The sequence below is a fragment of the Rhodococcus sp. DMU2021 genome, assembly GCF_019641445.1.
GTDB lineage: Bacteria > Actinomycetota > Actinomycetes > Mycobacteriales > Mycobacteriaceae > Rhodococcus > Rhodococcus pyridinivorans.
On record NZ_JAIFKB010000002.1, the window covers coordinates 336,277 to 362,713 of the forward strand.

Genomic DNA, 26,437 nt, shown 5'->3' on the forward strand with positions numbered 1-26,437 from the left:
CGGCCGGTCCCGTCCGGAAGGAGCTCACCATGCCGGTGACGACGCCCCCGACCCGCGTCTCCCTGCCCATCGTCCTGCGGCGCCTGACCGTGCTCCGCGCGGTGGACGTGACACCGCGGATGCGTCGGATCACCCTGGGCGGCGAGCAGCTCGGTGCCTTCCGCAGCGGCGACTACGATGCCCCGGCGTTCACCACCGAGGGTGCCGACGACTACGTCAAGATCTTCCTGCCCGAACCCGGCAGCGAGACCCCTGCCCTGCCCGAACAGCACGACGGGCACCTGCACTGGCCCCGCAAGCCCGCACCCGTGGCCCGCGCCTACACGGTGCGTCGCTTCGATCCCGTGGCCGGGGAGCTCGATCTGGACTTCGTCCTGCACGGACACGGCCCCGCCGGTAACTGGGCCCGCACCGCCGAACCCGGCAGCGTGCTCCACCTCGCGGGACCCAAGGTCGCGATCATCCCGCCGCAGGGCGCCGACTGGTGGCTGCTCGCCGGCGACGAGACCGCACTACCCGCACTGGGGCGCTTCGTCGAGACCTACGGTGGCACGGTGCCGATGCACGTCTTCGCGCTGGTCGACGGTCCGCAGGAGGAACAGTCCGATCTCGCGGGCGTGAGGTGGGTGCACCGTCGTCCCGGAGTCTCCGACGCCACCGTGCTCGCCGAGGCCGTCGAGTCGGGTGCGCCGCGCGGCGGTGAGGGCTGGATGTGGATCGCCGGCGAGGCATCGATCGTGAAGGAACTGCGCGCCGTGTCGAAGCGACTCGGCATCGCCAAGCCGATGCTCGACGCGTCGGGCTACTGGCGCAGCCCCGAGTCCGATCGCCCGCTGGCCCGCCTGCGGCTGCTGCGCGAGCAGGCCGTCGAGACGCTCGAGGCGCGTCGTCGCGGCACCACCTAGACGATCCGGACGATTTCGGTGTTCTCGACAGCGCCCGGCGACGTCGAGAACACCGAAATCGCTTCCCGCGTCAGCGCGGTGAGAGTTGGTCGCGGTCGATCGTCACCGATCCGACGTAGTGCAGATCGGCGTGGGTGACGGTCGCGCGATGGATCTTGCCGGACAGAAGAATTCGCTGCATGTGCTGAAGTTCCCGATTCTCGGACCGTGCCGGTCAGCGCAGCGATGCGGTGAGTTCTTCGGTCTCGCGGTCGCGGCGACGCGCTGACGCGGTAATCGACTCGATCAGCGCGTCCGTGGTCTCGACCCGGCCGACCCGCTTGGCGACGTACTGGAGCGCCATGAGGTGCTCGTCGCGGGAGAAGTCGGCGGTGGCGTCGAGGGCCATGAACGGCGCGACGTCGCTCATGAAGGCGTCGGCGGCGCTGAGCATACAGCCCATGTGTGCGTAGACGCCGGTGACGATGAGCTGGTCGCGGCCGTTGTGCGCGAGCAGCTGACGGAAGTCGGTGCGCTGGAACGCCGAGTAGCGCCACTTGGTGACCTGGATGTCGTCCGGGCCGGGGGTCAGTTCGTCGATGACCTCGGTGTCGCGGCCGGTGCTCAGCCCGACGCCCCAGAAGTCGGCAAGGATGCCGCGACGCGACGGATGCTGGTCGCCGGGCTGCATCGTGTAGACGACGGGGATACCGGCGGCCAGGCACGCCTCGCGGAGGCGGACGATGTTGGGCACCACGGTCGCGAGGGGTTCGGCATCGCGCCGGTAGGCGTCGATGAAGTACTTCTGCATGTCGTGGATCAGCAGTGCACAGCGGGACGTATCGATCGTCCAGTCCACCCGAGCAGCGGGAATCTCGTCGCTGGTAGGCAACTCGTACGGATCGATGCTCGGGATGGCCATGCGACTTCCTTCTGCTGTTCGGGGTACGCGTGCGGGCACCGACAGTGTCGGCATGCATAGGCTACCCTAACCAGCCCTACGGTGGGATGTCTCGACCCCTGATACGCCGACCGGCCCGCACCGGAGATCGGTGCGGGCCGGTCGGCGACAGTAGGAAGCCGTCAGATCAGACGCCAGTCCTCGAGGCCCTCGTACAGCGGCACGGACTGTGCCAGGGCGCTCACGCGGGTCCGCAGCGACTCGGCGTCGGCGCCACCGACGAGCGTCTGCGCGATGATCTCGGCGACCTCGGTGAACTGCTCGTCGCCGAAACCGCGGGTCGCGAGCGCCGGGGTGCCGATGCGCAGGCCCGAGGTGACCATCGGGGGACGCGGATCGAACGGCACGGCGTTGCGGTTGACGGTGATGCCGACCTCGTGGAGGGCGTCCTCACCCTGCTGGCCGTCGAGCTGCGAGTTGCGCAGGTCGACCAGGACCAGGTGCACGTCGGTGCCACCGGTGAGCACCGAGATGCCCTTGTCGGCGACGTCGGACTGCGACAGGCGGTCGGCGATGATCCGGGCACCGGAGAGGGTGCGCCGCTGGCGGTCCTTGAACTCGTCGCTCGCGGCGATCTTCAGCGCGACGGCCTTCGCGGCGATCGCGTGCATGAGCGGTCCGCCCTGCTGACCGGGGAAGACGGCCGAGTTGATCTTCTTCGCCCATTCCTGCTTGGCGAGGATCAGGCCGGAACGCGGGCCACCGAGGGTCTTGTGCACGGTGGTGGAGACGACGTCGGCGTAGGGCACCGGCGACGGGTGCAGGCCTGCGGCGACCAGACCGGCGAAGTGCGCCATGTCGACCCACAGGTAGGCACCGACCTCGTCGGCGATGGAGCGGAAGGCGGCGAAGTCCTCGTGGCGCGGGTAGGCGGACCAGCCGGCGACGATGACCTTCGGCTTCTCGCGCAGCGCGATGTCGCGGACCTCGTCCATGTCGATGCGGTGGTCGTCCTTGCTGACCCCGTAGGACGCGACGTCGTACAGCTTGCCGGAGAAGTTGAGCTTCATGCCGTGCGTGAGGTGGCCGCCGTGCGCGAGGTCGAGACCGAGCAGCTTCTCGCCGGGGGTCATCAGCGCCATGAGCACCGCCGCGTTCGCCTGCGCACCCGAGTGCGGCTGCACGTTCGCGAAATCGGCGCCGAAGAGCTCCTTGGCGCGGTTACGGGCGAGGTCCTCGACGACGTCGACGTTCTCGCAGCCGCCGTAGTAGCGACGACCGGGGTAACCCTCGGCGTACTTGTTGGTCAGGACGCTGCCCTGGGCCTGGAGGACGGCGCGCGGCACGAAGTTCTCCGACGCGATCATCTCGAGCGTGTCGCGCTGACGCGACAGCTCGCCGGCCATGGCCTCGGCGACCTCGGGATCGAGGTCGTTCAGTGCGGCAGTGTTCACGTCGGCGCCGGGCGCAGCGGTCATCGAGGTTTCTCCAAGCAGAGGACGTCAGGGATACGTCCTCCAGTCTACGAAGGCCGTCCACCGCTCCGGAAGCCGGTCCCCGAGCGACCTGCGGTTCACCGCAGGCTGCTGGGCACCAGGGGTTCGTCGAGCAGGCGCCGGAAACGGTCGGCGCGCTCGGCTCCGGCCGGAACCTGCCCGAGCCAGCTGCCGAGGAGCCGGTAGCCCTCCACATAGGTGCTGATATAGGCGCGCCACAACGGCGACGACAGGAACCGCAGCGACTGCCGGGCACGTTCGGGGCTCGACAGCGACCAGCGCTGCAGGAATTCCACGACCTCGTCGTGGCTGCGCCCGCGGTCGTGGAGCAGCAGCGCGGCGTCCTGCCGCACCGAGAGCAACTGCTCGGACGCCTCGGACAGTTGCTCGGCCAGTTCGCCGTCGAACCGGAGCCCGAGATCGGCGTAGATGTCCTGCGCCCACTCCCCCCAGCCCGGGCCGACGATCGCTTCGAGCGCAAGATCGGCGAGCCCTTCCGCCATGAGGCACTGCGGGGTGTTGACGAGGAACAACGTCTGCTCGGCCTGACCGCCGGCGACGAGACCGGCCTCCTTGCGGCAGTGCTCGGTGTGGTGCCCGGGATACGCCTCGTGCGCGATCAGCCGCGGCAGGTGCGCCATCGTCTGTTCGAGATCGGAGTTGATCGCGACCCGCGAACGGTAGTCGCCGAGGTAGTAGTTGAAGCCCGACCACGGCTTGTCGCCGACGATCTCGTACTCGACACGCTCGGTGTCGGGCAATGGGTAGACCGCCCGCACCTTCTCCCGTAGAGCGCTCGAGAACGCGTCGACGCATTCGGCGAGACGATCGGCGGGGATCACATCGGACTTGCGGTGGGCCTGCATCCGTTCGGTGAGCGATCCGGTGCCGGGCAGCAACGCATCGAGGCGACGGTGCGCGTCGCGGTAGGTGTCCTCGTCGCCGGGCGCGATGCGGACGTCGAAGTATGCCTCGACCTCGTCGACGAAACCGATCTCCTCCCCCGCGAACTTGCGGGCCGAGCAGTCGAGGGCGCGCAGATGCACGTCGAGGAAACGGGTGCGCTCGTCGGACAGTGCCGCACCGGGAAGTTCGTCCCGCAGGCGTCGCGCGGTGTGTGATAGATCACGGGGATCGGGGGTCGGGGCGTTCTCGACCTTCCGCCGCAGCGCGGGATCGCCGGTGTAGGCGTCGACGTACCCGTCCTCGAGCCGGTCGAAAGCCAGGCCCAGCAGCAGATATTCGTTCACGAAGTCGTCGGCTCCCATACCGGCCGAGCGTAGTCGCTCGTCGGCGACCCGACACGGGAGAACCCGCCGGGGTGGGGACCCCGGGGAGGCATCCGCCTGTGTCAGCGAGCACAATCCGTTACATGGACATGCAACGCCGCATCCGCCGCGCCACCGGGAAGCCGTGCCGATGGCTCGTCTGAACGAACCGAGCCCGTATGTCGAGTTCGACCGCAAGCAGTGGCGGACGCTGCGGAAGTCGACTCCCCTCGTCCTCACCGAGGACGAACTCATCGGGCTTCGGGGCCTGGGCGAGCAGATCGATCTCGCGGAGGTCGCGGAGGTGTATCTCCCCCTCGCCCGGTTGATCCACCTGCAGGTCGCAGCGAAGCAGCGGTTGTTCGCCGCGACCGCGACCTTCCTCGGGGAGAAGCATCCCGACCAGCAGGTGCCGTTCGTGATCGGTGTGGCCGGTTCGGTGGCGGTCGGCAAGTCCACCACGGCCCGTGTGCTGCAGGCGTTGCTGGCACGCTGGGACCATCACCCGCGGGTGGATCTCGTGACCACCGACGGGTTCCTCTACCCCACCAAGGAACTGGTGCGGCGCAACATCATGCACCGCAAGGGTTTTCCCGAGAGCTACGACCGGCGCAAACTGCTGCGGTTCGTCACCGAGGTCAAGTCGGGAGCGAAAGAGGTTGCGGCGCCGATCTACTCCCACATCTCGTACGACATCATCCCGGGTCAGTACCACATCGTGCGGCAGCCGGACATCCTCATCATCGAGGGCCTGAACGTGCTGCAGACCGGTCCGCGGTTGATGGTCTCCGACCTGTTCGACTTCTCGATCTACGTCGACGCGCGTATCGAGGACATCGAGAAGTGGTACGTGGAACGCTTTCTCGCGCTGCGTAAGACGTCCTTCGCGGATCCCGAGGCGCACTTCCACCACTACGCGAACCTGTCGGACCGGGACGCGATGAGTGCCGCGAAGGAGATCTGGCACTCGATCAACCTGCCGAACCTGGTGGAGAACATCCTGCCGACGCGTCCCCGCGCGACCCTGGTCCTGCGCAAGGACTCGGATCACGCCATCAACCGGCTCCGGTTGCGCAAGCTCTGACGCGCCCCGCCGCTCGGCCCTGTTCCAGGCGCCGAACCGGCGGGCGCCGTCAGGCGCCGAACCGGCGGGTGCCGTCAGGCGCCGAACCGGCGGTGCCGGGCGGCGTAGTCGCGCAGCGCGCGCAGGAAGTCGACCCGGCGGAACTCGGGCCAGTACGCCTCGGTGAACCAGATCTCCGAGTAGGCGGACTGCCAGAGCAGGAATCCGGACAGTCGCTGCTCGCCGGAGGTACGGATCACGAGGTCCGGATCGGGTTGACCGGACGTGTAGAGGTGGCTGTCGACACCGTCGACCGTTACGGACTCGACGAGCTCTTCGCCACGCAACCCCTGCGCGTAGCGCACCCGCAGGAGCGACTGCACCGCGTCGACGATCTCCTGGCGACCGCCGTACCCGACGGCGACGTTGACGTGCGTGCCCGTCCGGCCCGCGGTGCCGGCCGCGGCCTCGTGCAGCCGCTTGGCGTGGTCGGCCGGGAGCAGATCGGTGGTGCCGACGATCTTCACGCCCCAGTTCTGGCCGGGCGCGGAGATCTCCTCCACCACGTCGGAGATGATCTCGAGCAGAGCATCGAGCTCCTCCGGGTCGCGCCGGAGGTTCTCGGTGGACAGCAGGTAGATCGTCGCCGTCTCGATACCGGCCGCGTCGCACCAGCTCAGCAGCTCGGCGATCTTCTTGGCACCTTCGCGGTGGCCGTGACTGACGTCGGTGAAGCCGTTCTCGCGCGCCCAACGCCGATTGCCGTCGCACATGACCGCGACGTGTCGCGGATGCCGTGCTCCGTCGAGTTCCTTCAGCAGCCTGCGCTCGTAGAGCCGGTACAGCAGTCCGCGGACGCTCACCCCGTCATCACCACGCGAGTCACATTACGCCCAGGCGTACGGACGGTCGCGTCGGTGGTCACAGAGTCTCCCGGAGCGCCCTCACGGGCTGTAACGTGACGACGGAACAAACCTACGGGTGCGTAGGTTACTGATCGGTACCGAGAGGAGCGCACGCATGACGGCATTCGGCCTCGAGGAACTACCCGTCAAACCGCGGATGCGCGGATGGATCCACGCCTGGGCCTTCGGTGTGGCCGTCATCGCCGGCGTCACCCTCGTCTCGGCCGCCGCCTTCCTCGCCGACCGCCCGGACGCCGTACTCCCCGCGACGATCTACAGCCTCACCGTGTGCGGTGTGTTCGGCGTCAGCGCGCTCTACCACCGCCTGAACTGGGGGCCCCGGTCCCGCGTGTGGATGAAGCGCGCCGACCATTCGATGATCTTCGTGTTCATCGCCGGCAGCTACACCCCGTTCGCGACACTCGCCCTGCCCCCGGAGTCCGGGCGACCGCTGCTGATCGTCGTGTGGGCGGGCGCGCTGGCGGGCGTGGCCCTGAAGATGCTGTGGCCTACGGCGCCGCGCTGGGTCGGTGTGCCGCTGTATCTGCTGCTCGGATGGGCCATCGTGCCCGTTGCCGGACAGCTGGTCGCCGAAGTCGGTCTCGCTCCCATGCTGCTCCTGCTGGTCGGAGGGCTGTTCTACAGCGGAGGAGCGATCCTCTACGCGACCCGCTGGCCCGATCCGTGGCCCGCGACGTTCGGGCACCACGAGTTCTTTCACGCGGCCACGGTCATCGCGGCACTGTGTCACGCGATAGCGGTGTGGCTCGTGATTCTCGGTTGAAACCTCACCGACCGCTTCGTGCAACTTCTCACACCACCTGAAGCCTCCGGCACCCGTTTGTAGACTCGCGGGGGATGTCTATTCCGTTGCTCGCCTTCGAACTGACCGAGACCAACAGGGACTGGCTGATCCACCGGCCGCTCGCGATCGTGAGTTACATCGTCGTCGCGATCGTGCTCCGCTTCGTCCTCCACCGACTGATCGACCGCATGACGAAGCCGCGTGAGAAATCCGGCAAGCCCCGCCGATCGTTCCTCGCACCGCTGCAGGAACGCGCCGAACGCGCCATCGGTGATCCCTACGCGCGCGAACGCCGGATCCAGCGTGCCCAGACGATCGGCTCGGTATTCAAGTCCGGTGTGTCGGTCGTCGTGCTCGTCTGGGTGGTGCTGCAGACGCTCGACACGCTCGGCTTCAACGTCGCGCCGTTCATCGCCTCGGCCGGTATCGCCGGCGTTGCTCTTGGTTTCGGTGCGCAGAACCTCGTGCGGGACTTCATCTCGGGCATGTTCATGCTGCTCGAGGACCAGTACGGTGTGGGCGACGTGGTGGACCTCGGCGACGCGGTGGGCACCGTCGAGTCGGTCGGCCTGCGCGTGACGACCGTCCGCGACATCGACGGCACCCTGTGGTTCTGCCGCAACGGCGAGATCCTGCGCGTCGGCAACATGAGCCAGGGCCACGCGGTCTCCGTGATCGACGTACCCATCGCACCGACCTCCAATGTCGACCGCGCCTGCCAGATCGCCCTGCGGGCCGTACTCGACGGCGTCGAACGCGAGGACATCGCACCCGACGTCCTGGAGAAGCCCGAACTGCTCGGGGTCAACTCCGTGACGGCGGGTGCGGTGACGCTGCGGCTGACCGTGCGCGTGCGCGCCGGGAAGCAGTGGGCGATCCGCCGCAGTCTCACCCGCGCGGTGCTCGAGGCGTTCGATCAGAACGGCATCGAGTCGCCGAACGTCGCGGTCGCAGCCGCCGTGAGCAGCTAGACCCTCGAAGTAGAGGACCGAGCGCACCGATTCACCGCCCCTGGCACCGCTTGGCCCCGACGAGTCAGGGCGCGGCGAGCACCTCGCGCAGATCCGTCTCCGTCGTCACCGGCCGATCGCACACGAAGCCCCGGCACACGTAGGCCGCGGATGCTCCGTCGACGAGCGGCCGACCATCGAGCAGCGGCGACGAGTCGGGTTCGCCGCCCACCACGATCGCTCCCCCCGGTGCGAGCCGGCGCGCGAGGTCGAGGAGTGCGCCGCCACCCGCGACGGCGACCTGCAGCGGACCGCGCACCGACGCCTCGGCCACGGTCAGCCAGTGCCCTCCGGCACGCGGCGCTTTCTCGAGCAGGATCGAGGCCGCCGACAGCGACAGCGCGGCGGCATCGGCGTAGCGGGGGTCGTCGTGCACCAGCGCGGACAGACCGAGCAACGCCTCGGCGATCAGCGACGCCCCCGACGGCGTCGCCCCGTCGACCGGATCGCGCGGCCGGGCGACCAGCGATTCGGCGTCGTGCGCGGTGTCGAACCAGCTCCCGGGACGTTCCGGATCCGCGAACTGCGTGAGCGCGACGTCGGCGAGTTCTCGCGCGCGCTCGACCCAGCTCCGATCCCCGGTCCCCTGATGGACGGCGAGCAGCGCGGTGACGAGTGCTCCGTAGTCCTCGAGCACGCCCACCGGAGATCCGACGACACCTCCGAGCGACGCGCGGCGCAGTCGTCCATCGACGAGGTGCCGGTCGAGCAGGAACCGCGCGCATCTCGCCGCCGCGTCGATCCAGGCGGGTTCGCCCAGTGCGATGCCGGCCTCTGCCAGTGCGGTGATCGCGAAGCCGTTCCACGCGGTGACGACCTTGTCGTCGCGTCCGGGTTGCGCGCGATCCTGCCGGGCCGCGAACAGGCGTGCCCGCACGTCGGCGAGACGGGCCGGATCGTCGGGCTCGTCGAGCAGCTGCAACACCGAGGTGCCGTGTTCGAAGGTGCCGCCGGGAGTGACGGTGAAGGCCTCCGCGGCCCACCGGCCGTCGTCCGCGCCGAGCACCTCGACGAGCTGATCGGGGGTCCACACGTAGGTCAGGCCCTCGACCCCGTCCGTGTCGGCGTCGAGCGCCGAGGCGAATCCGCCGTCGGTGGTGAGCAGGTCGCGCAGCAGGAATTCGGCGGTCTCCCGGGTGACCCGCGTCGGCAGTTCCGCGCCGGTCACCCGCGCGAGGTGCGCGTACAGCCGTAGGAGCAGCGCGTTGTCGTAGAGCATCTTCTCGAAGTGCGGCACCGTCCAGGCGGAGTCGACGCTGTAGCGGGCGAAACCGCCACCGAGCTGGTCGTAGATCCCACCTCGCGCCATCGCGTCGGTCGTGCGCTCGACGAGACCGAGCGTGTCGGCGGAGCGCGTGCGCTCGTATCCGCGCAGCAGGCCCTCGAGCAGGTTGGACGGCGGGAACTTGGGTGCGCCCCCGAAGCCGCCGTGTTCGCGATCCTCGTCGGTGGCGATCGCAGCGGCCGCCGCGTCGAGCAGGACCGCCTCGACAGCGGCCTCCCCGACGGGCAGTCCCCCGCTGCTGCGACGGAGTTCGGTGGCCACGGCGTCGGCGGCCTGCGAGACCTCATCGCGCCGGTTGTGCCAGGTCTGGGTGATGGCCTCGAGAAGTTGGACGAAGGACGGCATGCCGCCGCGCGGCGTGTTCGGGTAAAACGTGCCGCAGTAGAAAGGCGAGCCGTCGGGGGTGAGGAAGCAGGTCATCGGCCATCCGCCCTGACCGGCCATGGCGACGGTCGCGTTCATGTAGACCGCGTCGATGTCCGGCCGTTCCTCACGGTCGACCTTGATGCACACGAAGTTCTCGTTCATGACAGCGGCCGTGGCCTCGTCCTCGAACGACTCGTGTGCCATGACGTGACACCAGTGGCAGGCCGCGTACCCGATCGACAGCAGGATCGGCACGTCGCGCTCGCGCGCCTCCGCGAGCGCGTCGTCGCCCCATTCCTGCCAGTGGACCGGATTGTCGGCGTGCTGCCTCAGATAAGGGCTCAGGGCGTCGGCCAGTCGGTTCGCCATGCCCCCACGCTACGGAAGGAGCACCGCCGGTGACGGCCGGTCGTCAGCTTCCCTTGGTGGGTTCCGGACGTTCCGGACCGGTGGCCTTCGTGCCGCCGGCCTTCTCCTCGGCTCCGCCGGGCATCGCACCCGGCAGCGTGCCGTCGTCCACGGCCTGGTCGGGTTCGGGATGCTCCGGCTGGAAGTTCTCGGGCAGCTTCTTCAGCCGCTTGTTCATGTTCCAGATCAGCAGAGCGGTCGCGACCAGCAGGACCACCACGATGGCCAGTCCGAGCGGAGACGCCTTGCCGAACTCGGGGCCGGTCGGCTCCTGGGCCAGAATCTCGACGGCCAGAACATCGACCGCGAGCGTGCCTATCGTCATTTGCCCTGTCCGTCCTCGATGCCCGCAAACAGATCCGTCTCGGGAAGTACCGTGCTCACGCGGGTCTTGGCCAACTCGAACTCCTCGGTCGGCCACACCTTCTGCTGGATGTCCAACGGCACCGCGAAGAAGGATCCGTTGGGGTCGATCTGGGTGGCGTGGGCCCGCAGCGCGTCGTCGCGCTTCGGGAAGTAGTCGCCACAGGTGATCTGGGTGGTCACGCGCCCCATGATGTCGCCCTGCTCGGTGCGCCACTTGTTGAGCCACTGCTCCATCGGGAACGGCTCCCCGCGACGCTCGTACTCCTCGCGGAACAGCTCGAGCCGCTTACGGATGAAACCGTGCGAGTAGTAGAGCTTGCTCACCGCCCAGGGCTCGCCCAGCTCGGGATGGAAATCCGGATCCGCGGCCGCTTCGTAGGCCGCGACCGACACCTCGTGGCACCGGATGTGGTCGGGATGCGGGTAGCCACCGTTCTCGTCGTAGGTGGTCATGACGTGGGGGCGGAACTCGCGCACCGACTGCACGAGCCGGCGGACCGGTTCGTCGAGCGGAATCGCAGCGAAGCAGCCCTCCGGCAGCGGAGGCTTGGGATCGCCCTCGGGCAGTCCGGAGTCGACGAAGCCGAGCCACTGGTGCCGCACCCCGAGGATGCGGGCGGCCTCGGCCATCTCCTCCTGACGCACCTCGCTCATGCGTTCGCGAATGCCGGGCACGTCCATGGCGGGGTTCAGGATGTCGCCGCGCTCTCCGCCCGTGAGCGTGACCACCAGGACCTCGTGTCCCTCGGCCGAGTACCGGGCCATCGTGGCCGCGCCCTTGCTCGACTCGTCGTCGGGATGGGCGTGCACGGCCATGAGCCGTAGTCCGCTCACGTGTATTCCTCCACCTCACGTCGTCTGCTTCGCCGGAACCGACCCTGCGCCCGCGTCGCGGTCGCTACGGATCCGTCCTCTATAGTTCCACCTGATAATTCCGACGTCAGCCGTGACCCTGCGGCGACGCCCGATCCATCGTTCCGCTGTGAAAGCAAAGTGATGAGCAACACCCTGCCCACCGACCGGTACCCCTCCTCCCGGTACCCCGGGCCCCGCGTGTCGACACGCGGCAAGCGCTGGGGTTTCACCATCGCCGGTCTGCTCGCCGGGCTCGTCGTGGCGTTCGTGCTGTTCCAGAACAACTCGGCTCCGATCGAGTCGGAGGTCCTCGCCTTCGAGATCATCGACGACAGCACCATCGACATCCAGCTCAAGGTCACGCGGGACGATCCGTCCGAGGATGCTGTCTGCATCATCCGGGCGCGGTCGAAGGACGGCAGCGAGACCGGACGGCGCGAGGTCCTCATCCCGGCGTCCGATTCGCAGACGGTCGTGCTGACATCCACGGTCAAGACGTCACAACGCCCCGGAATGGGCGATACCTACGGCTGCAGCACCGAGGCTCCCGACTACCTCCGCGCACCCTAGGAATCTACCGCGACCAGCGGCTTCCTGCGCTTTTCCGGAGCAGCGACGATAGTGATGCTAAAATAGCCGGATACACGGTTCCACCCTTTGGGGCCGTGTATTGCTGCATAAGAGCATCAACAGACAGTACGACTTCCGTTCAGCCTGACAACCAGGGGGACGACGGGGGTCGTGCTGTCGCGGTCGTTGCATGTGCACGACTTGTCCACGGAGCCGGGGGCTCCAACCCGAAGGAAGTGATCGAGGATGACCGAGACCCAGGTGACCTGGCTGACGCAGGAGTCGTACGACCGACTCAAGGCCGAGCTGGACCAGCTCATCGCGAATCGTCCTGTCATCGCCGCCGAGATCAACGAGCGTCGCGAGGAAGGCGACCTCAAGGAGAACGGCGGCTACCACGCGGCCCGCGAGGAGCAGGGCCAGCAGGAAGCCCGTATCCGTCAGCTCCAGGAGCTGCTGGGCACCGCCAAGGTCGGCGTTGCTCCGACCGAGTCGGGCGTGGCCCTCCCCGGTTCCGTCGTCACCGTCTACTACGCCGGCGACGAGACCGACACGGAGACGTTCTTGATCGCGACCCGCGAAGAAGGTGCCCGCAACAGCGAGCTCGAGACCTACTCCCCCAGCTCGCCCCTCGGTGGCGCCCTGATCGACGCGAAGGTCGGCGAGACCCGCGAGTACACGCTGCCCAACGGCAACACCATGAAGGTGACACTGGTGAGCGCGGAACCCTACCGCGGCTGATCGCCGAGTGCCGCACCGCGGCAGTCCCTCTGCAGCCGAAAGGCCCGACCGGATTCTCTCGGTCGGGCCTTTCGCGTGTTCACGGCAGGTGTCAGAAGATGCGCCGCGCCTTCATGTCGGGGAAGACCGGCCCCACCCGCACGACGTCGCCGGTGGTGGGTGCGTGCACCATCTGCCCGCCACCGATGTAGATGGCGACGTGACCCGGTCCCCCGGCCTGCCAGTTGCCGAACAGCAGGTCGCCGGGGCGCGCCGCGTACAGCGGCACCTCGGTGCCGATGTGCCACTGTGTCTCGGACGTGCGCGGCAGCGTGATGCCCGTCGCGGCGAAGACCGCGTACGACGTCAGGCCGGAGCAGTCGAAACCGCCGCCGGACGGCCCGTTGATATTGCCGCCACCCCAGACGTACGGCAGGCCGAGGTACTTGAAGGCAAGGTCGACGATGCGATTACCGACGTCGCCGGCTCCGCCTCCGATACCCAGACCCAGGAACGGCGAGAGCATGCGGGCGAAGACGTGCTCGGTCGCGCGGATCTTCGCGACGTAGGGCTTCGTCTGGTTCTCGTAGTCGGGATGACCGGACGGCATGCCACCCGAGCGCTTCACCGCGCCGACGCCGGCGTTGTAGGCCGCGAGGGTCAGATCGAGGGTGTCGCCCTCGACCAGTCCGCGCTTCTTCCAGTCGTCGATGAGCTTGTAGTTGTCGCACAGGAGGTTGCCCGACGCCATGACCGGGTCGGCGATGCCGAGGACGTCGGCCTTGCCGTCACCGTCGGCGTCCTTGCCGTACTGGTCCCAGGTGCCGGGCATGAACTGTCCCGGGCCGCGGGCGCCGACCGGCGAGACCGGCGCGGTCGGGCCGTACCGGAAACCGTTCTCGGCGGAGTAGAGGGCCGCGAGGACCGGCGCGGAGACCCCTTCGCACAGTTCGCCGGCCTTCTTCAGCCACGGCGCGAACACTGCGATCGCACCGATGGGTGCGAGTCGCGTTCCGGGAAGGATCGCCGGGATCGACGGCAACGTGATCCCGGTGCCCGGGATCGTGGGACCGGGTTGCGGGTTCCCGACCACACCGGTCGCCGGGGGTTGGACCGGTATTCCGAAGGGCCCGGGACGCGCGGCCGGCGGTTCGGGCGCCAGAGCGGGCGGAGCTGCTTGCGGATCGGCGGGGTGCAGGGCCGCGGCCGCGTCCTCGGGCAGATGCGGCTCGATCGCTCCCGCGACCGCCGTCGTCGCATCCGCGACCGCCTGTTGTGCTCCCTGCTGCATCGGTTCCGGCAAGGACGCGACGAGATTCGCCACATCCGTGTCGGCGTTCTCGGCAGTTGCCTCGAACGACTCGATCGCCCCGTTGATCTGATCCTTGATCTCTGCTGGTAGGTCCACGCCCTGAACGAGCGCACTTGCTGCCGTAGCCACTGCCACGATGACCGCAGACGGGTCCACCGACATCCGCTACCCCCACATCCATCCATCAACCGCTCTCACCGTAGCTGTGAGGTCGATCACCAGTGCGGCTTCCGGATGTTCTTATCACATATATTCAAGAACACGTTCTAGTACTGGGACCAGTGGGACCGGTGCTTCCTGAGGGTCCGGAGTTACGGTTCCGGATAGAAGTCTGCGGCGTCCGGCTGGGTCAGGACGTCCATGATGTCCACCGCATCGACCGCGTCCTCGTCCAGCAGCGTGACGAGCGTGTCCCGCTGATCCTTCGTCACCGGTTCGCAGCCGCCGGGCATCACCCACCGGTCCTCCCCCACCGGCATCACACGGGCGCACAGCAACGTCCCGGCGGGCACCTCACCCGCGAGCCAGGGCGCGGACACCTCCACCACCCGATCGCTACGGACGTTGCGCAGCGTGAGCGACTCCTCCGGCGCACTCGCCTCGACCTCGAAGACCGAACGCTCGACCGCCAGCCACGAGCGGGCGAGCTCGGCCTCGTCCTCGGGCAGCAACTCACCGCGACGCTCGACGAAATCCGCGAAGGCGCCGGCATCGAAGAGCAGGACGTCCTCGACGAGAGGATCGGCGACGGCCTCGGCCACCGCGTCGTCGTCCCCGTAGCCGGAACGCGCCTCCGCCAGCGCGACCCGCTGTTCGGCCCATCCGGGTTCGAGGGCGTGCATGGCCGCCTTCATGTACAGCCAGTCGGAGCGTTCCTCGAGCGAGTGCTCGGCGCGCCCGAGATGGCACGCCTTGTACTTGCGGCCCGACCCGCACCAGCAGCGGTCGTTGCGGCCGAGCCCCGGGACCTCCTTCGGCCGGTACCGTTCGAGCACTTCGTGGAGGGGATGTTCGTCGCCGCCCGGCACCCGGGCGAGCAGAGACAGCCCCCGTATCGCGTCCCCGCGATCGGAAGCGAAGCGCGCGAGGTCGAACAACGGGAGGTCGAAGGCGGAGTCGAGGTCGGCCGAGCGCTCGTAGTGCCGTTCGGCTTCCGTGAGGCGTCCGGTCGATTCGGCCGCGCGACCGGCGATCCAGTGCGCTGCCCCCGCCGCACGTCGCGGCGCATGGTCGAGCAGCCACAGCGCGGCCTGTTCGATCGCCTCGGGCGCGAGCTTCTCCCCCACCAGTTCGTCGTAGACGGTCTCGGCGATCTCGGGATCGGACAGCACCGAGTACAGACCGGATTTTCCCACGGCGAAACGCTCGTCGAGTTCGGCGTCGTCGCCGCGTTCGAGGGCTTCGACCAGCGACGCGAACAGGGCCACGCCGGGCACGGCGTCGACGGGGATCCCGAGCTGTTCGGCATAGATCTCGAACATTGCCCGGTCGGAGTATCCGTCGAAGTCGAAACCGTTCGGTGCCACCAGGTCTCCGCTGCGGACCAGACCGGCTCCGGCGAGCAAGTCCCCGAGCGGCAGGGACGGCGCGGAGAACGCGTCCGGTACATCGGCGAGCACGTCGAGGAAGGCGCCCCCGAGGCTCGCCACCTGCTGGCGGGCGATGGCCTGTTCGAGCGCGTGCACGAATTCGGCCTCACTACTTCGGACTTCGTCGTCGACCGGAGCGAACGACAAGCGACCGTCCCGCACGGTGAGTGCGAGCAGGTCTCCCGCCTCGTGACCCGCCAGGGCTCCTTCGGGAAAGACGATCGTCTCCTTGCGGACGATCTCATCCGAATCCGGATCGTTTTGCGTGGCAGCAGCTTCGAATCCACCGGGCTGCACGAGATCGAACTCGTCGTCCTCGGAGACGAGCAGCAGGAGCGGTTCGATGTCGTCGACCGGGATCGCGTGCCGGTCGAGTTCGTCCGCGGTGAGGCGGTGTGTGAGCATCCTGCCCTCGAACAGCGCATCCGTCGCCGCGACACGGTCGTCGGACAACCACATCAACAGCGGATGCGGTTCCGACTGTTCGAGATCGATCATCACTTGCTCGGCCGAGCCGAATCCGTGCTCCTCGAGATGATCGGCCACCTCGTCGATCGTCATGGGTCCATGGCGCCGTACCGTGTCGAGCACGGTGTCCCACAGGGCGGATTCGGGATGTTCGTTGTCCGTCACCACGTGATCGTACGGCGCCCGGCAGTGCTTCCGGGGGCTATGCGGTTCCTTCCGCACGTCGCCGTCGGTGTTTTCCCGATCGACACGAGAAGAAGGCGTCCTTCGGGACGCCTTCTTCTCCTGTCTTCTACGACCGGTGTGTCAGCCGAGCGCCTGTTCGACGTCGGCGAGCAGGTCGGCGGCGTCCTCGATGCCCACCGACAGGCGGACGAGGTCCTCGGGGACCTCGAGCAACGAGCCTGCCGTGGAGGCGTGGGTCATCGCGCCCGGATGCTCGATGAGCGACTCCACGCCACCGAGCGACTCGGCGAGGGTGAAGATCTCGGTGCGCTTGCAGAAGTCCAGCGCGGCCTGGCGGCCCCCGGCGAGGCGCACGGAGATCATGCCGCCGAAGCGACGCATCTGCTGAGCCGCGTACTCGTGGCCCGGATGCGATTCGAGACCCGGGTACAGCACCTTGGTCACGGCGGAATGTCCCGACAGGAAGTCGACGAGCTTCTCGGCGTTGTCGGAGTGCTTCTCCATCCGCACCGCGAGCGTCTTGATGCCGCGCAGCGTGAGGAAGGCGTCGAACGGGCCCGGCACGGCGCCCGCACCGTTCTGCAGGAACGCGAAGGCGGCGTCGAGCTCTTCGTCGTTCGTCACCAGCGCGCCACCGACGACGTCGGAGTGACCACCGATGTACTTGGTGGTCGAATGCAGCACGACGTCGGCACCGAAGGTGAGCGGCTGCTGCAGGTACGGCGACGCGAAGGTGTTGTCGACGACGAGCTTGGCACCACCCTCGTGCGCGATGTCGGCGAGCGCCGAGATGTCGCCGATGTTGAGCAGCGGGTTGGTGGGCGTCTCCACCCACACGAGCTTGGTGTTCGGGCGCACGGCCGCGCGCACCTCGTCGGCGTCGTTGATCGCGGCCGGGGTGTACTCGATCCCCCACTGCGTGAACACCTTGTCGATGAGACGGAAGGTGCCGCCGTACGCGTCGTTGGGGATGACGAGGTGGTCGCCCGGACGCAGCACCGAACGGAGCAGGCAGTCGGTAGCGGCCATGCCCGAGCCGAACGCCCGGCCGTAGGTGCCGTTCTCGAGCGCGGCGAGGTTCGCCTCGAGGGGACGACGGGTGGGGTTGCCGGTGCGGGCGTACTCGAAGCCGTTGCGCATCTCGCCGACGCCGTCCTGGGCGAAGGTCGACGACGCGTAGATCGGCACGTTGACGGCACCGGTCTGGGGGTCGGGCTCGTACCCGGCGTGGATGGCGCGGGTCGCGAAACCGTGCTGGTTCTGGTCTGTCATGAAGATCTGTGTCCTATCGGCCTTGAGAGATGAATCCGAGCAGGTCGTGGCGGGTGATGACACCGACGGGCTTGCCGTCGTCGATCACCATGAGCGCGTCGGTGTCGCCGAACGCCTTCGTGGCGGAGTCGATCGACTCGCCCACGCCGATGTTCGGCAGCGGCGGGCTCATGTGCTTCTCGACCGGATCGGCGAGATTCGCGCGACCTTCGAAGACGGCGCTGAGCAGTTCGCGCTCACTGACCGAACCGGCCACCTCACCTGCGGTGACGGGCGGTTCGGCACCCACGACCGGCATCTGCGAGACGCCGTACTCCCGAAGGATCTCGATGGCGTCGCGCACCGTCTCGGACGGGTGGGTGTGCACGAGGTCGGGCAGGTCGCCGCTCTTGCCGCGCAGCACGTCGCCGACGGTGGAGTCGTCGGGCTTGCCGTCGAGCGGCGCGCGGAGGAAGCCGTAGCTGGCCATCCACTTGTCGTTGAAGATCTTCGACATGTAGCCGCGACCACCGTCGGGCAGCAGCACGACAACGACCGCGTCGGGGCCCTCGCGCTCGGCAACCTGCAGTGCGGCGACGACGGCCATGCCGCAGGAGCCACCGACGAGCAGGCCTTCCTCGCGGGCGAGGCGACGGGTCATCTCGAACGAGTCGGCGTCGGAGACGGCGATGATCTCGTCGGGGATCGACGGGTCGTAGGCCGAGGGCCAGAAGTCCTCACCGACACCTTCGACGAGGTACGGCCGGCCGGTGCCGCCCGAGTACACCGAGCCCTCGGGGTCGACGCCGACGACCTTCACCGCACCGTTGGAGACCTCCTTGAGGTACCGGCCGGTACCCGAGATGGTGCCGCCGGTGCCGACGCCAGCGACGAAGTGCGTGATCTTGCCGTCGGTGTCGTTCCAGATCTCCGGGCCGGTGGTCTCGTAGTGGCTCGCCGGGCCCCCCGGGTTGGAGTACTGGTTGGGCTTCCAGCCACCGGGGAGCTCACGGGCGAGACGGTCGGAGACGCTGTAGTAGCTGTCGGGGTGCTCCGGCGGGACCGCGGTCGGGCACACGACCACCTCGGCACCGTAGGCCCGCAGCACGTTGCGCTTGTCCTCGCCGACCTTGTCGGGGCACACGAACACGCACTTGTAGCCGCGCTGCTGCGCGACCAGGGCCAGGCCGATGCCGGTGTTGCCGGAGGTGGGCTCGACGATCGTCCCGCCCGGCTTCAGTTCGCCCGACGCTTCGGCCGCATCGATCATCTTCACCGCGATACGGTCCTTGGAGCTGCCGCCGGGATTGAGGTATTCGATCTTCGCCGCTACGAGCCCCGATCCGGGTTTCACCACCGTGTTGAGCTTGACGAGGGGGGTGTTTCCGATGAGGTCGATGACGGAATCCGCAATGCGCATGACTCCATGTTCCCACGTCGTGGCTTTCCGACAGGGTGAAGGTGTACACCCCTGGGAAAACACCCCCTGGGAAACGACGAAGACCCCGGACCGTGGTCCGGGGTCTTCATGGCGTACTGCTAGTCGTTCTGGAAGTAGCTGAGCAGTCGCAGGATCTCTACGTACAGCCACACCAGGGTGACGGTCAGGCCGAGGGCGACGCCCCAGGCGGCCTTCTCGGGGGCCTGTGCGCGGATCAGCTGATCGGCGGAGTCGAAGTCCAGCAGGAAGCTGAACGCCGCGATGCCGATGCACACGAGGCTGAAGATGATGGCGATCGGGCCGCCGTCGCGCAGGCCCAGGCCACCGTCGATGAAGAAGCCGGCGACGAGGTTGCCCAGCGCCAGGACCAGGACACCGACGAGGGCGCCGACGATCATGCGGGTCAGGCGCGGCGTGACGCGGATGGCGCCGGTGCGGTACACGACGAGCATGCCGAAGAACACGCCGAAGGTACCGAGGACGGCCTGCGCGATCAGAGTCGCGCCGCCGGCGCCACCGAACGTGATGTCGGTGAACATGAACGACAGCGCGCCGAGGAAGAAGCCTTCCGCCACCGCGTAGGCGAGGACGATCGCCGGGTTGTCCATCTTGCGGCCGAACGTCGCGACCAGCACCAGGACGAGGCCGATCAGACCGCCGCCGATGACGAACGGAGCTGCCAGGCCGACGTTGGAGTTGACCAGGACGTAGGAGATGAGTGCCGAGACGGCGAGCACGCCGAGCGTGATGCCGGTCTTGGTGACGACATCGTCGATCGTCATGGTCCGCTGGTCGGTGGGACGTGCCCACGGATCCGTCTGGGGCTGACCGAATTGCTGGGTGGCCTGCGCGGCGCCCGCCGTCGCAGAGCCGAACGTGGCGTATCCGCCGCCCTCTTGCTTGGGCAGGTTGCGGAACACCGGGTTACTGGTGGTGCGCACCGTGCACTTCCCTTCTCGTGGTCGCTTCTGTCCGTTCAACGAGGCAGTAACCTCACGAGTTCCCGTTTCGTCGAGAAAGCTCGGACTAATCGGACTCTACCGGCTCCGTACCGACCTGGTCACCGTGAACTTGCGGTTGCGGCCCTCGACGCGGGTCGGCCCGACGATGCCCGACAGCGCGGGGCGGTAGTCGAGGTGGCGGTTGTAGACCGTCCACATCTGTCCTCCCGGGCGGAGGATCCGGGCTGCGGCGTCGAACATCTTGTGGGCCGCGCCGGTGTGCACGGCGGCGCCGATGTGGAAGGGCGGATTACACACCACGAGGTCGACCGACCCGGCGGCGATCGAACTCGCGGCGTCGTCGCGGAGCGTGTCGATCCGGTCGGCGAGCCCGTTCGCGGCGGCCGTCTCCGCGGCGGAGGCGACGGCGGAGGCGGAGTGATCGGTCGCGATCACGCGAACGTCGGGCAGTTGCCGGGCGAGCATCGCGGCGAGGATGCCGGTGCCGCAGCCGAGGTCCACCGCGATCTGCTCGTCCGTGTCGTTACGGGGGAAGTCGAGACGGGGGAAGAAGTCGAGGAGGAAACGGGTACCGATGTCGAGGCGCGGGCCGGCGAAGGCGGCCCCGTGCGCGACCACGGTGAGGCCGAGTTCGTCGAGCCTCTCACGGACGGGATACGAGGCCGGTCCGGGCGTTGCTCGGCGCGCGGTGAGCACACGCGACTTCTGCCGTCCCCGCGACGCGCGGACCTCTGCGAAGGACGCAGCGAGGACGTCGTTCATCGCAAGGCTGATGTGCTTGTCGCGGCCACCGGCGAACACGACGACCTCGGGGTCGGCGTGGCGGGCCACGATCTCGGCGATCTCGGTGAGCGCCGACAGCGAACGGGGAAGACGCAGCAGTACCACTCGGGCACCGGCGAGCAGGTCCGCGTCGAGTCCGCAGGAACGGTAGCGGTCGGTGAGATCCTCACGCTCGGCGTTCGCAGCCAGGGCGCGTTCGGCCACCACCGAGTCCTGATGCACCCGGATCCGCTCCGCGCCGAACCGGACGGCCGCACCCAGGGTCAGGGCGCCGTACTGGTCGTCGACGACCACGATCGTGCCCGGCGCTGCGGATTCCAGTGCGGGCGCGGCTTCGTCGAGGAGCAAGCGATCGGCCCCGTCGACGGCGAACAGGTTGGGCGCTTCCACATCCGGGAAGCGCCTCAACCTGTCGTACAACTCGTCGATCACCACTCGACCGTCAGCACTCGCCCTTTCCGGCGTTCTCGATGGCACGCAGGGTGTCGGCCTGCTCCTCTTCGCTGAGATCCTGCCAGGCCGGGAGCTGCTGCTGGGCGTCGGCGACGGCCTGGGCCGCTGCCACGCGGTCCTGGCCCCACTCCTCGAGCTCGTCGAGGTAGGGCAGCAGAGCCTCGCAGTTCTCCTCGTAGCTCTTACCGAGTTCGACGCTGGTGCCCGAGGTGCCGGCCTCCGCCGAAGCCGAGGTGCTCGTCGTGGTGGTGGTCTCCTCGGCCGAGTCGGATCCGTCCGAGGATCCACACGCCGCCGCAAGCAGGACCACACCTGCACCGAACAGCGCCGCGAGAGTCTTCTTCATCTATGTCCCACTTCTGGTCGCAGTGTCGTTTCGTCCGTTCCCGGTGAGGCACCGTGGTCCGGCCGGACCACGTTAGAACAGGGGCGACGCACGATCTGCGGCGGGCGTGCACATTTCGAGACTATCCTGGGGAAACGGCTTCCCGAGGTGATTGCGCCGATGACCGAGAACGATCCGGCCGCCACTCAGCGCGCGCCGATTGTCGACGTCGCAGAGACGGACATCGTGCGCGCGCTGCACGATGCCGGTTTCACCGACGCCGTGGAGATCGGCCGCGGCGGCTTCGGTGTGGTCTACCGCTGCCGGCAGGCCGAACTCGACCGCGACGTCGCGGTGAAAGTGCTGCGCCGCTCCCCCGAACCCGCCGATCTCGAACGCTTCCTACGCGAGCAACGCGCGATGGGGCGGCTCTCCGGCCACCCCAACATCGTCACCGTGCTGCAGGCCGGCGCGACGGACACGGGCCTGCCCTATCTGGTGATGCACTATCACCCGCACGACTCTCTCGACACCCGCATCCGGCGGCACGGACCGATCGCCTGGCCGGAGGCGGTCCGGATCGGGGTGAAGGTCGCCGGTGCACTCGAGACGGCGCATCGTTCCGACGTCCTGCACCGCGACATCAAGCCCGGCAACATCCTGCTCACCGAGTACGGCGAACCGCAGCTGACGGATTTCGGTATCGCCCGCGTCGGCGGCGGCTTCCGCACCACTGCCGGTGAGATCACCGGTTCCCCCGCGTTCACGGCACCGGAGGTGCTGCGCGGTCATGCCGCGACTCCGGCCGCCGACGTCTACGGCCTCTCCGCGACCCTGTTCGCGGCGATCACCGGTCACGCCGCCTTCGAGCGGAAGGAGGGCGAGAAGATCGTCGCGCAGTTCGTGCGCATCACCTCCGAGCCCGTCCCCGACCTGCGCGGCGAGGGCATCCCCGACGACGTGTGCGAGGCCCTCGAGCGCGGCATGGCGACCGATGCCGAGGACCGGCCGCAGACGGCCGCCGAGTTCGGCGATCTGCTCCGCGACGTCCAGCGCGCCCACAACCTGCCCATCGACGAGATGGCGCTGCCCGGGTCACCGCCGTCCGGCCCGCTCCCGCCGCGTTCGGCGCCACCGCTCACCGGACCGGCCTCGACGGTCTCCGGCCGGTCGTCCACGGTCTCGGGACGCACCGGTCCGTCCACCGCACCGTCGACCAGGTTCCGGCCGCCCTCGACCTCACGTCCCCTGATCGAACGCAGCCGTCTGATCTCGTTCCTGCGGGCAGGCGGACGACGCCGTCTCGTCGCCATCCACGCCCCCACCGGCTTCGGTAAGTCCACCCTCGCGACGCAGTGGCGCAACGTACTCGCCGCCGAGGGAGTGCCGGTCGCGTGGTTGACGGTGGACAGCGACGACAACAACGTCCTGTGGTTCCTCGCGCACCTCGTCGAGGCCATGAAGCAGATCCGGCCGGTCCTCGCGCGCGAACTGGGCCAGATCCTCGACGCGCACGGCGACGAGGCCGAACGGTACGTACTGTGCACGCTCATCGACGAGTTGCACCGCACCGACACCGCGGCGACGCTGGTGATCGACGACTGGCACCGCGTCACGTCGACGGAGACCGTCGCTGCCCTCGAGTTCCTGCTCGACCGCGGATGCCATCACCTGCAGCTCGTGGTGACGAGCCGCAACCGATCCGGACTTCCGCTCAGCCGCATGCGTGTTCGCGACGAGCTGGTCGAGGTCGATTCGACGGCATTGCGGTTCGGGGTGGACGAATCGAACGCCTTCTTGCGCGACATCGGCGGGATAGACCTCGGCCCCGAGGACGTGGAGGATCTCACCCGCACCACGGAGGGCTGGGCCGCAGCCCTGCAGCTCGCGTCGTTGTCGTTGCGCGACAGCGACGATCCGTCGTGGCTCATCGAGAACATCACGGGTCGGCACCACGCGATCGGTGAGTTCCTCGCCGACAACGTGCTGGCCGGTCTCGAACCCCGGATGTACGAATTCCTCCTCGCGACGAGCATCACCGAATCGATCAGCGGCAGCCTCGCCGCGGCGCTCACGGGCGATCCGCGCAGCCAGGCGATGCTCGAGGAGGCGGAGGAACGCGACCTGTTCCTGCGGCACGTCGACGACGAACGCGTGTGGTTCCGCTATCACCACCTGTTCCTCGACTTTCTGCGTCGACGTCTCGAACGCGACCATCCCGAGAAGGTCGCGGACCTGAATCGCACCGCCGCCGACTGGTTCGCCCGCAACCGCATGCTGCAGGAGGCCGTCGACCACGCCCTCGCCGCCAACGACACCGACTTCGCCGTCGACCTGCTCGCCGACGACGGCATGTACCTGATGGAGCACGGGCACATCGCCACGCTGCTCGCCCTGATCGACAAACTGCCGCCGCGGGCCGTCGCAAACGATCCGCGCCTGCTGCTCACGCAGGCCTGGGCGAACAGTGCGCTGCTGCGGTTGGACCGATGCCGCAGAACCCTCGCGGCAGTAAGGGAATTGCTCGACCGTGGGGTGACGGACAGCTACGACGTCGAAGCACTCCACATCGAGGCGGGTGCCGTCGAGGCGTCGATCCTGATGAACTCCGACCGCATCGACGGCATCTACGAACTCATCGCGCCGTGCCTGGAGAATCCGACCTCCGTGCACCCGTGGGTGGTGGCGGCCGCAGCCGACTTCGCCTCGTACGCCGACATCTTCCGCTTCGACTTCACCTCAGCGATCCGGCGGCAGGAATGGGCGGAGCCCTACCACCGCGAGACCCGCGGACCGTTCGCGTCGATCTACGGTCAGTGCCTGTGCGGCATCGCCGCGAACGAACGACTCGACGTCGCCTCGGCCGAGAAGTACTTCCGCACAGCGCTGCGCCGAGCGCGACGAAACGGCGGAATCCACACCCACGGAGGGCGTCTCGCCGCTGCCATGCTCGGAGAGCTGCTCTACGAACAGGGACGGACCGCCGAGGCCGAAGCACTGCTCGACGAGAGCAACCTGCTCGGAATAGAAGGCGGTGGAACGGATTTCCTCATCGCTCGCTTCGGTACCGCTGCGCGCCTGAAGATGTTGCAGGGCAACCGGGAGGAAGCCGTCGCCCTGCTCACCGAAGGACTGCGGGTCGCGGCGCTGCACGACCTGCCGCGCCTGCGTGCACGCATCGAGAACGAACGGGTCCGGCTCGGAATCGCCACTCCAGGCCCCTCGACACGCACGATGCCGGAGAACACCACACCCCACCCCGACGGAACCGTCGAGATCACCCTCCAGATCGAGGACTCCACCGCGATCCGGCTGCTCAGCGAGAACGGGGAGCCCGAGGCGTCGGAACAGGCCGTCGGATGGGCGCGGATGTGGGTACAGCGCACCACCTCGCGTCCCCGCGCCCACCTGCAGGCCCACCGTCTGCTCGCCTCCTGCCTGCACGCGGCCGGACGCATCGAGGAGGCCGAGGAGACCCTGGCCGTCGTGGTCGACGCGTGCGCGGCGCGCGGAATGGTGCGCTATCTGACCGACGGCGGGCCACACGTGATCGCCACGCTCACCTCGATGCGGGTACGGATCGAACAGGGTCTGCGGCCTGACGATCGGCCACGGATCGACCTCGGGTTCGTCGACGAGGTGCTGCGATTGGTGGACACCGAGCATCGTCCTGTCGTGTGAGCCCGGTCGTGACGGGAACGCGGTGTGAAGCCCGCCGATTTCGGGGACACTGCCGAGGTGACGGACCGATACGACAACTCCATCCGGACCCGGCGGTGGGCCCACGGGAAACTCGCCGACGAAGGTTTCCCGCTCTCAGCCGTCTCGGAGCATCTCGCCGATCCCGAGGCCCTCGTCTGGGTGGATCTGTGGAATCCCGAGCACACGGCTCTGCTCGAACTCGCCGAGGAATGGAACCTCGACCCGCACGCCGTCGAGGATTCGCTCGCACACGGCGAGCGCACGAAGGCCACCCGCTACGCCACCCATACCTTCCTCACGGTCTACGCGACACACCTGTTTCCGGATTCCGAGGACGAGAATCAGGCGCACGAGTCCCGGCTCCGCACCACCCGGATCTCCGCCTTCGTCCTGCCCCGCGGCGTCGTCACCGTTCGCCGCGGCACTCCCTTCGACATCGACGAGGCGGTGCGCAGGTGGGACGAGAACACCGACCTGCTGCAGTACGGACCGGGTGCGCTGATCCACGGCCTGCTCGACACGGTCGTCGACGGGCAGTTCGAGACCATCCAGGAACTCGACGACGCCGCCGAGGACCTCGAGGACTGCCTCTTCGAGGACGGCGCCTCCACCCGGCAGATCCAGCGACGCGTCTACCGGCTCCGCAAGGAACTCGTGCAGCTCCGGCGGGTCGTGCTGCCGATGCGCGAGGTCGTCAATGCCGTCCTGCGGACCCGCGCCGAGAGCAACCACCACCCCGAACTCGACAGTTCCTACAACGACCTCTACGACCACGTGATGCGTGCTGCAGAGTGGACCGATTCACTGCGCGAGATGGTGAACACCGTCTTCGAGACGAACCTGTCGCTGCAGGACGCGCGCCTGAACATCGTCATGAAGAAACTGACGGGATGGGCCGCGATCATCGCCGTCCCCACGGCCGTCACCGGTTGGTACGGCATGAACGTGCCCTATCCCGGAGTAGGCGAGGCCTGGGGACTGATGAGTGGGGTCGGGATCATGGTCGTGTCGGCGATCGTTCTCTACGTGCTCTTCAAGCGCCGCGACTGGTTGTGAACCCCGC

At 68.1% G+C, this 26,437-nt stretch carries 22 protein-coding genes and 1 pseudogene; 8 read left to right on the top strand and 15 right to left on the bottom strand.

All coding sequences use genetic code 11. The features are described from left to right. Window positions 1-29 precede the first annotated feature (29 nt). Window positions 30-905: a siderophore-interacting protein gene (locus K3M35_RS04825; RefSeq protein ID WP_019288729.1), complete on the top strand. Its 876-nt coding sequence runs from the start codon at window positions 30-32 to the stop codon at window positions 903-905. A 79-nt stretch (window positions 906-984) separates the two neighbouring features. Here the strand turns inward: K3M35_RS04825 and K3M35_RS04830 are convergent. The 4 genes and pseudogenes from K3M35_RS04830 to K3M35_RS04845 all read right to left on the bottom strand — a co-directional run. Continuing rightward, a pseudogene (locus tag K3M35_RS04830) lies at window positions 985-1,086 on the bottom strand (aspartate 1-decarboxylase); the annotation flags it as partial. 33 nt (window positions 1,087-1,119) lie between these two features. Next, entirely contained in the window at window positions 1,120-1,806 is a 687-nt protein-coding gene (locus K3M35_RS04835; protein WP_039584592.1) for an isochorismatase family protein, read from the bottom strand. A gap of 161 nt (window positions 1,807-1,967) precedes the next feature. Next, window positions 1,968-3,263 (bottom strand): serine hydroxymethyltransferase, encoded by a 1,296-nt coding sequence (gene glyA / locus K3M35_RS04840; RefSeq protein WP_006553887.1) that lies wholly within the window; start codon window positions 3,261-3,263, stop codon window positions 1,968-1,970. A 95-nt stretch (window positions 3,264-3,358) separates the two neighbouring features. Then, a complete protein-coding gene (locus tag K3M35_RS04845; RefSeq protein WP_064060078.1) occupies window positions 3,359-4,549 on the bottom strand; it encodes a hypothetical protein in 1,191 nt (396 codons plus the stop codon). A gap of 151 nt (window positions 4,550-4,700) precedes the next feature. On the opposite strand from K3M35_RS04845, the gene coaA reads away from it, so the two are divergent. Next, window positions 4,701-5,633: a type I pantothenate kinase gene (gene coaA / locus K3M35_RS04850; RefSeq protein ID WP_006553885.1), complete on the top strand. Its 933-nt coding sequence runs from the start codon at window positions 4,701-4,703 to the stop codon at window positions 5,631-5,633. Window positions 5,634-5,707: 74 nt separating this feature from the next. Here the strand turns inward: coaA and K3M35_RS04855 are convergent, their stop codons facing one another. Then, window positions 5,708-6,475 (bottom strand): isoprenyl transferase, encoded by a 768-nt coding sequence (locus K3M35_RS04855; protein WP_006553884.1) that lies wholly within the window; start codon window positions 6,473-6,475, stop codon window positions 5,708-5,710. Between the two features lie 157 nt (window positions 6,476-6,632). Here K3M35_RS04855 and K3M35_RS04860 point away from each other — a divergent pair, with 157 nt between their 5' ends. Further along, a complete protein-coding gene (locus K3M35_RS04860) occupies window positions 6,633-7,301 on the top strand; it encodes a hemolysin III family protein (protein WP_217580055.1) in 669 nt (222 codons plus the stop codon). 74 nt (window positions 7,302-7,375) lie between these two features. Then, window positions 7,376-8,293: a mechanosensitive ion channel family protein gene (locus K3M35_RS04865; RefSeq protein ID WP_033097237.1), complete on the top strand. Its 918-nt coding sequence runs from the start codon at window positions 7,376-7,378 to the stop codon at window positions 8,291-8,293. Window positions 8,294-8,357: 64 nt separating this feature from the next. Here K3M35_RS04865 and K3M35_RS04870 read toward each other — a convergent pair whose 3' ends face one another. From K3M35_RS04870 to mca, 3 genes are read right to left on the bottom strand one after another with little or no spacing between them, the layout of a single operon-like run. Continuing rightward, window positions 8,358-10,352 (bottom strand): thioredoxin domain-containing protein, encoded by a 1,995-nt coding sequence (locus K3M35_RS04870; protein WP_217580056.1) that lies wholly within the window; start codon window positions 10,350-10,352, stop codon window positions 8,358-8,360. Between the two features lie 43 nt (window positions 10,353-10,395). Further along, a complete protein-coding gene (locus tag K3M35_RS04875) occupies window positions 10,396-10,716 on the bottom strand; it encodes a hypothetical protein (protein WP_006553881.1) in 321 nt (106 codons plus the stop codon). Continuing rightward, complete coding sequence (gene mca / locus K3M35_RS04880; protein ID WP_006553880.1) at window positions 10,713-11,591, bottom strand: mycothiol conjugate amidase Mca; 879 nt, start codon at window positions 11,589-11,591, stop codon at window positions 10,713-10,715. The genes K3M35_RS04875 and mca overlap by 4 nt, the downstream gene beginning before the upstream one ends. Window positions 11,592-11,753: 162 nt before the next feature. On the opposite strand from mca, the gene K3M35_RS04885 reads away from it, so the two are divergent. Continuing rightward, a complete protein-coding gene (locus K3M35_RS04885; protein ID WP_039584586.1) occupies window positions 11,754-12,182 on the top strand; it encodes a DUF4307 domain-containing protein in 429 nt (142 codons plus the stop codon). A gap of 246 nt (window positions 12,183-12,428) precedes the next feature. Continuing rightward, window positions 12,429-12,923 carry a transcription elongation factor GreA gene (greA, locus tag K3M35_RS04890; RefSeq protein WP_006553878.1) on the top strand — a complete coding sequence of 165 codons (495 nt, stop codon included), beginning with the start codon at window positions 12,429-12,431 and terminating at the stop codon, window positions 12,921-12,923. A 91-nt stretch (window positions 12,924-13,014) separates the two neighbouring features. On the opposite strand, the gene K3M35_RS04895 is transcribed toward greA, so the two are convergent. From K3M35_RS04895 to K3M35_RS04925, 7 genes are all read right to left on the bottom strand, one after another. After that, complete coding sequence (locus K3M35_RS04895; protein ID WP_064255769.1) at window positions 13,015-14,376, bottom strand: bifunctional lytic transglycosylase/C40 family peptidase; 1,362 nt, start codon at window positions 14,374-14,376, stop codon at window positions 13,015-13,017. A gap of 149 nt (window positions 14,377-14,525) precedes the next feature. Beyond that, on the bottom strand, window positions 14,526-16,436 hold the full coding sequence (locus K3M35_RS04900) for an SEC-C domain-containing protein (RefSeq protein WP_248846166.1): 1,911 nt from the start codon (window positions 16,434-16,436) through the stop codon (window positions 14,526-14,528). Between the two features lie 141 nt (window positions 16,437-16,577). Beyond that, window positions 16,578-17,729 carry a cystathionine gamma-synthase gene (locus K3M35_RS04905; protein WP_094980843.1) on the bottom strand — a complete coding sequence of 384 codons (1,152 nt, stop codon included), beginning with the start codon at window positions 17,727-17,729 and terminating at the stop codon, window positions 16,578-16,580. A 13-nt stretch (window positions 17,730-17,742) separates the two neighbouring features. Continuing rightward, a complete protein-coding gene (locus tag K3M35_RS04910) occupies window positions 17,743-19,128 on the bottom strand; it encodes a cystathionine beta-synthase (protein ID WP_006553874.1) in 1,386 nt (461 codons plus the stop codon). Between the two features lie 119 nt (window positions 19,129-19,247). Then, entirely contained in the window at window positions 19,248-20,090 is an 843-nt protein-coding gene (locus tag K3M35_RS04915) for a Bax inhibitor-1/YccA family protein (protein WP_006553873.1), read from the bottom strand. Between the two features lie 96 nt (window positions 20,091-20,186). After that, window positions 20,187-21,329: a class I SAM-dependent methyltransferase gene (locus K3M35_RS04920; protein ID WP_064060084.1), complete on the bottom strand. Its 1,143-nt coding sequence runs from the start codon at window positions 21,327-21,329 to the stop codon at window positions 20,187-20,189. Window positions 21,330-21,336: 7 nt separating this feature from the next. Next, window positions 21,337-21,693, bottom strand: a complete 357-nt coding sequence (locus K3M35_RS04925) for a hypothetical protein (RefSeq protein WP_006553871.1) — start codon at window positions 21,691-21,693, stop codon at window positions 21,337-21,339. Between the two features lie 159 nt (window positions 21,694-21,852). On the opposite strand from K3M35_RS04925, the gene K3M35_RS04930 reads away from it, so the two are divergent. Both K3M35_RS04930 and K3M35_RS04935 read left to right on the top strand, forming a co-directional pair. After that, on the top strand, window positions 21,853-25,353 hold the full coding sequence (locus K3M35_RS04930) for a serine/threonine-protein kinase (protein ID WP_220666052.1): 3,501 nt from the start codon (window positions 21,853-21,855) through the stop codon (window positions 25,351-25,353). A gap of 57 nt (window positions 25,354-25,410) precedes the next feature. Then, window positions 25,411-26,430 carry a magnesium transporter CorA family protein gene (locus tag K3M35_RS04935; RefSeq protein ID WP_064060089.1) on the top strand — a complete coding sequence of 340 codons (1,020 nt, stop codon included), beginning with the start codon at window positions 25,411-25,413 and terminating at the stop codon, window positions 26,428-26,430. Window positions 26,431-26,437: the final 7 nt, after the last annotated feature.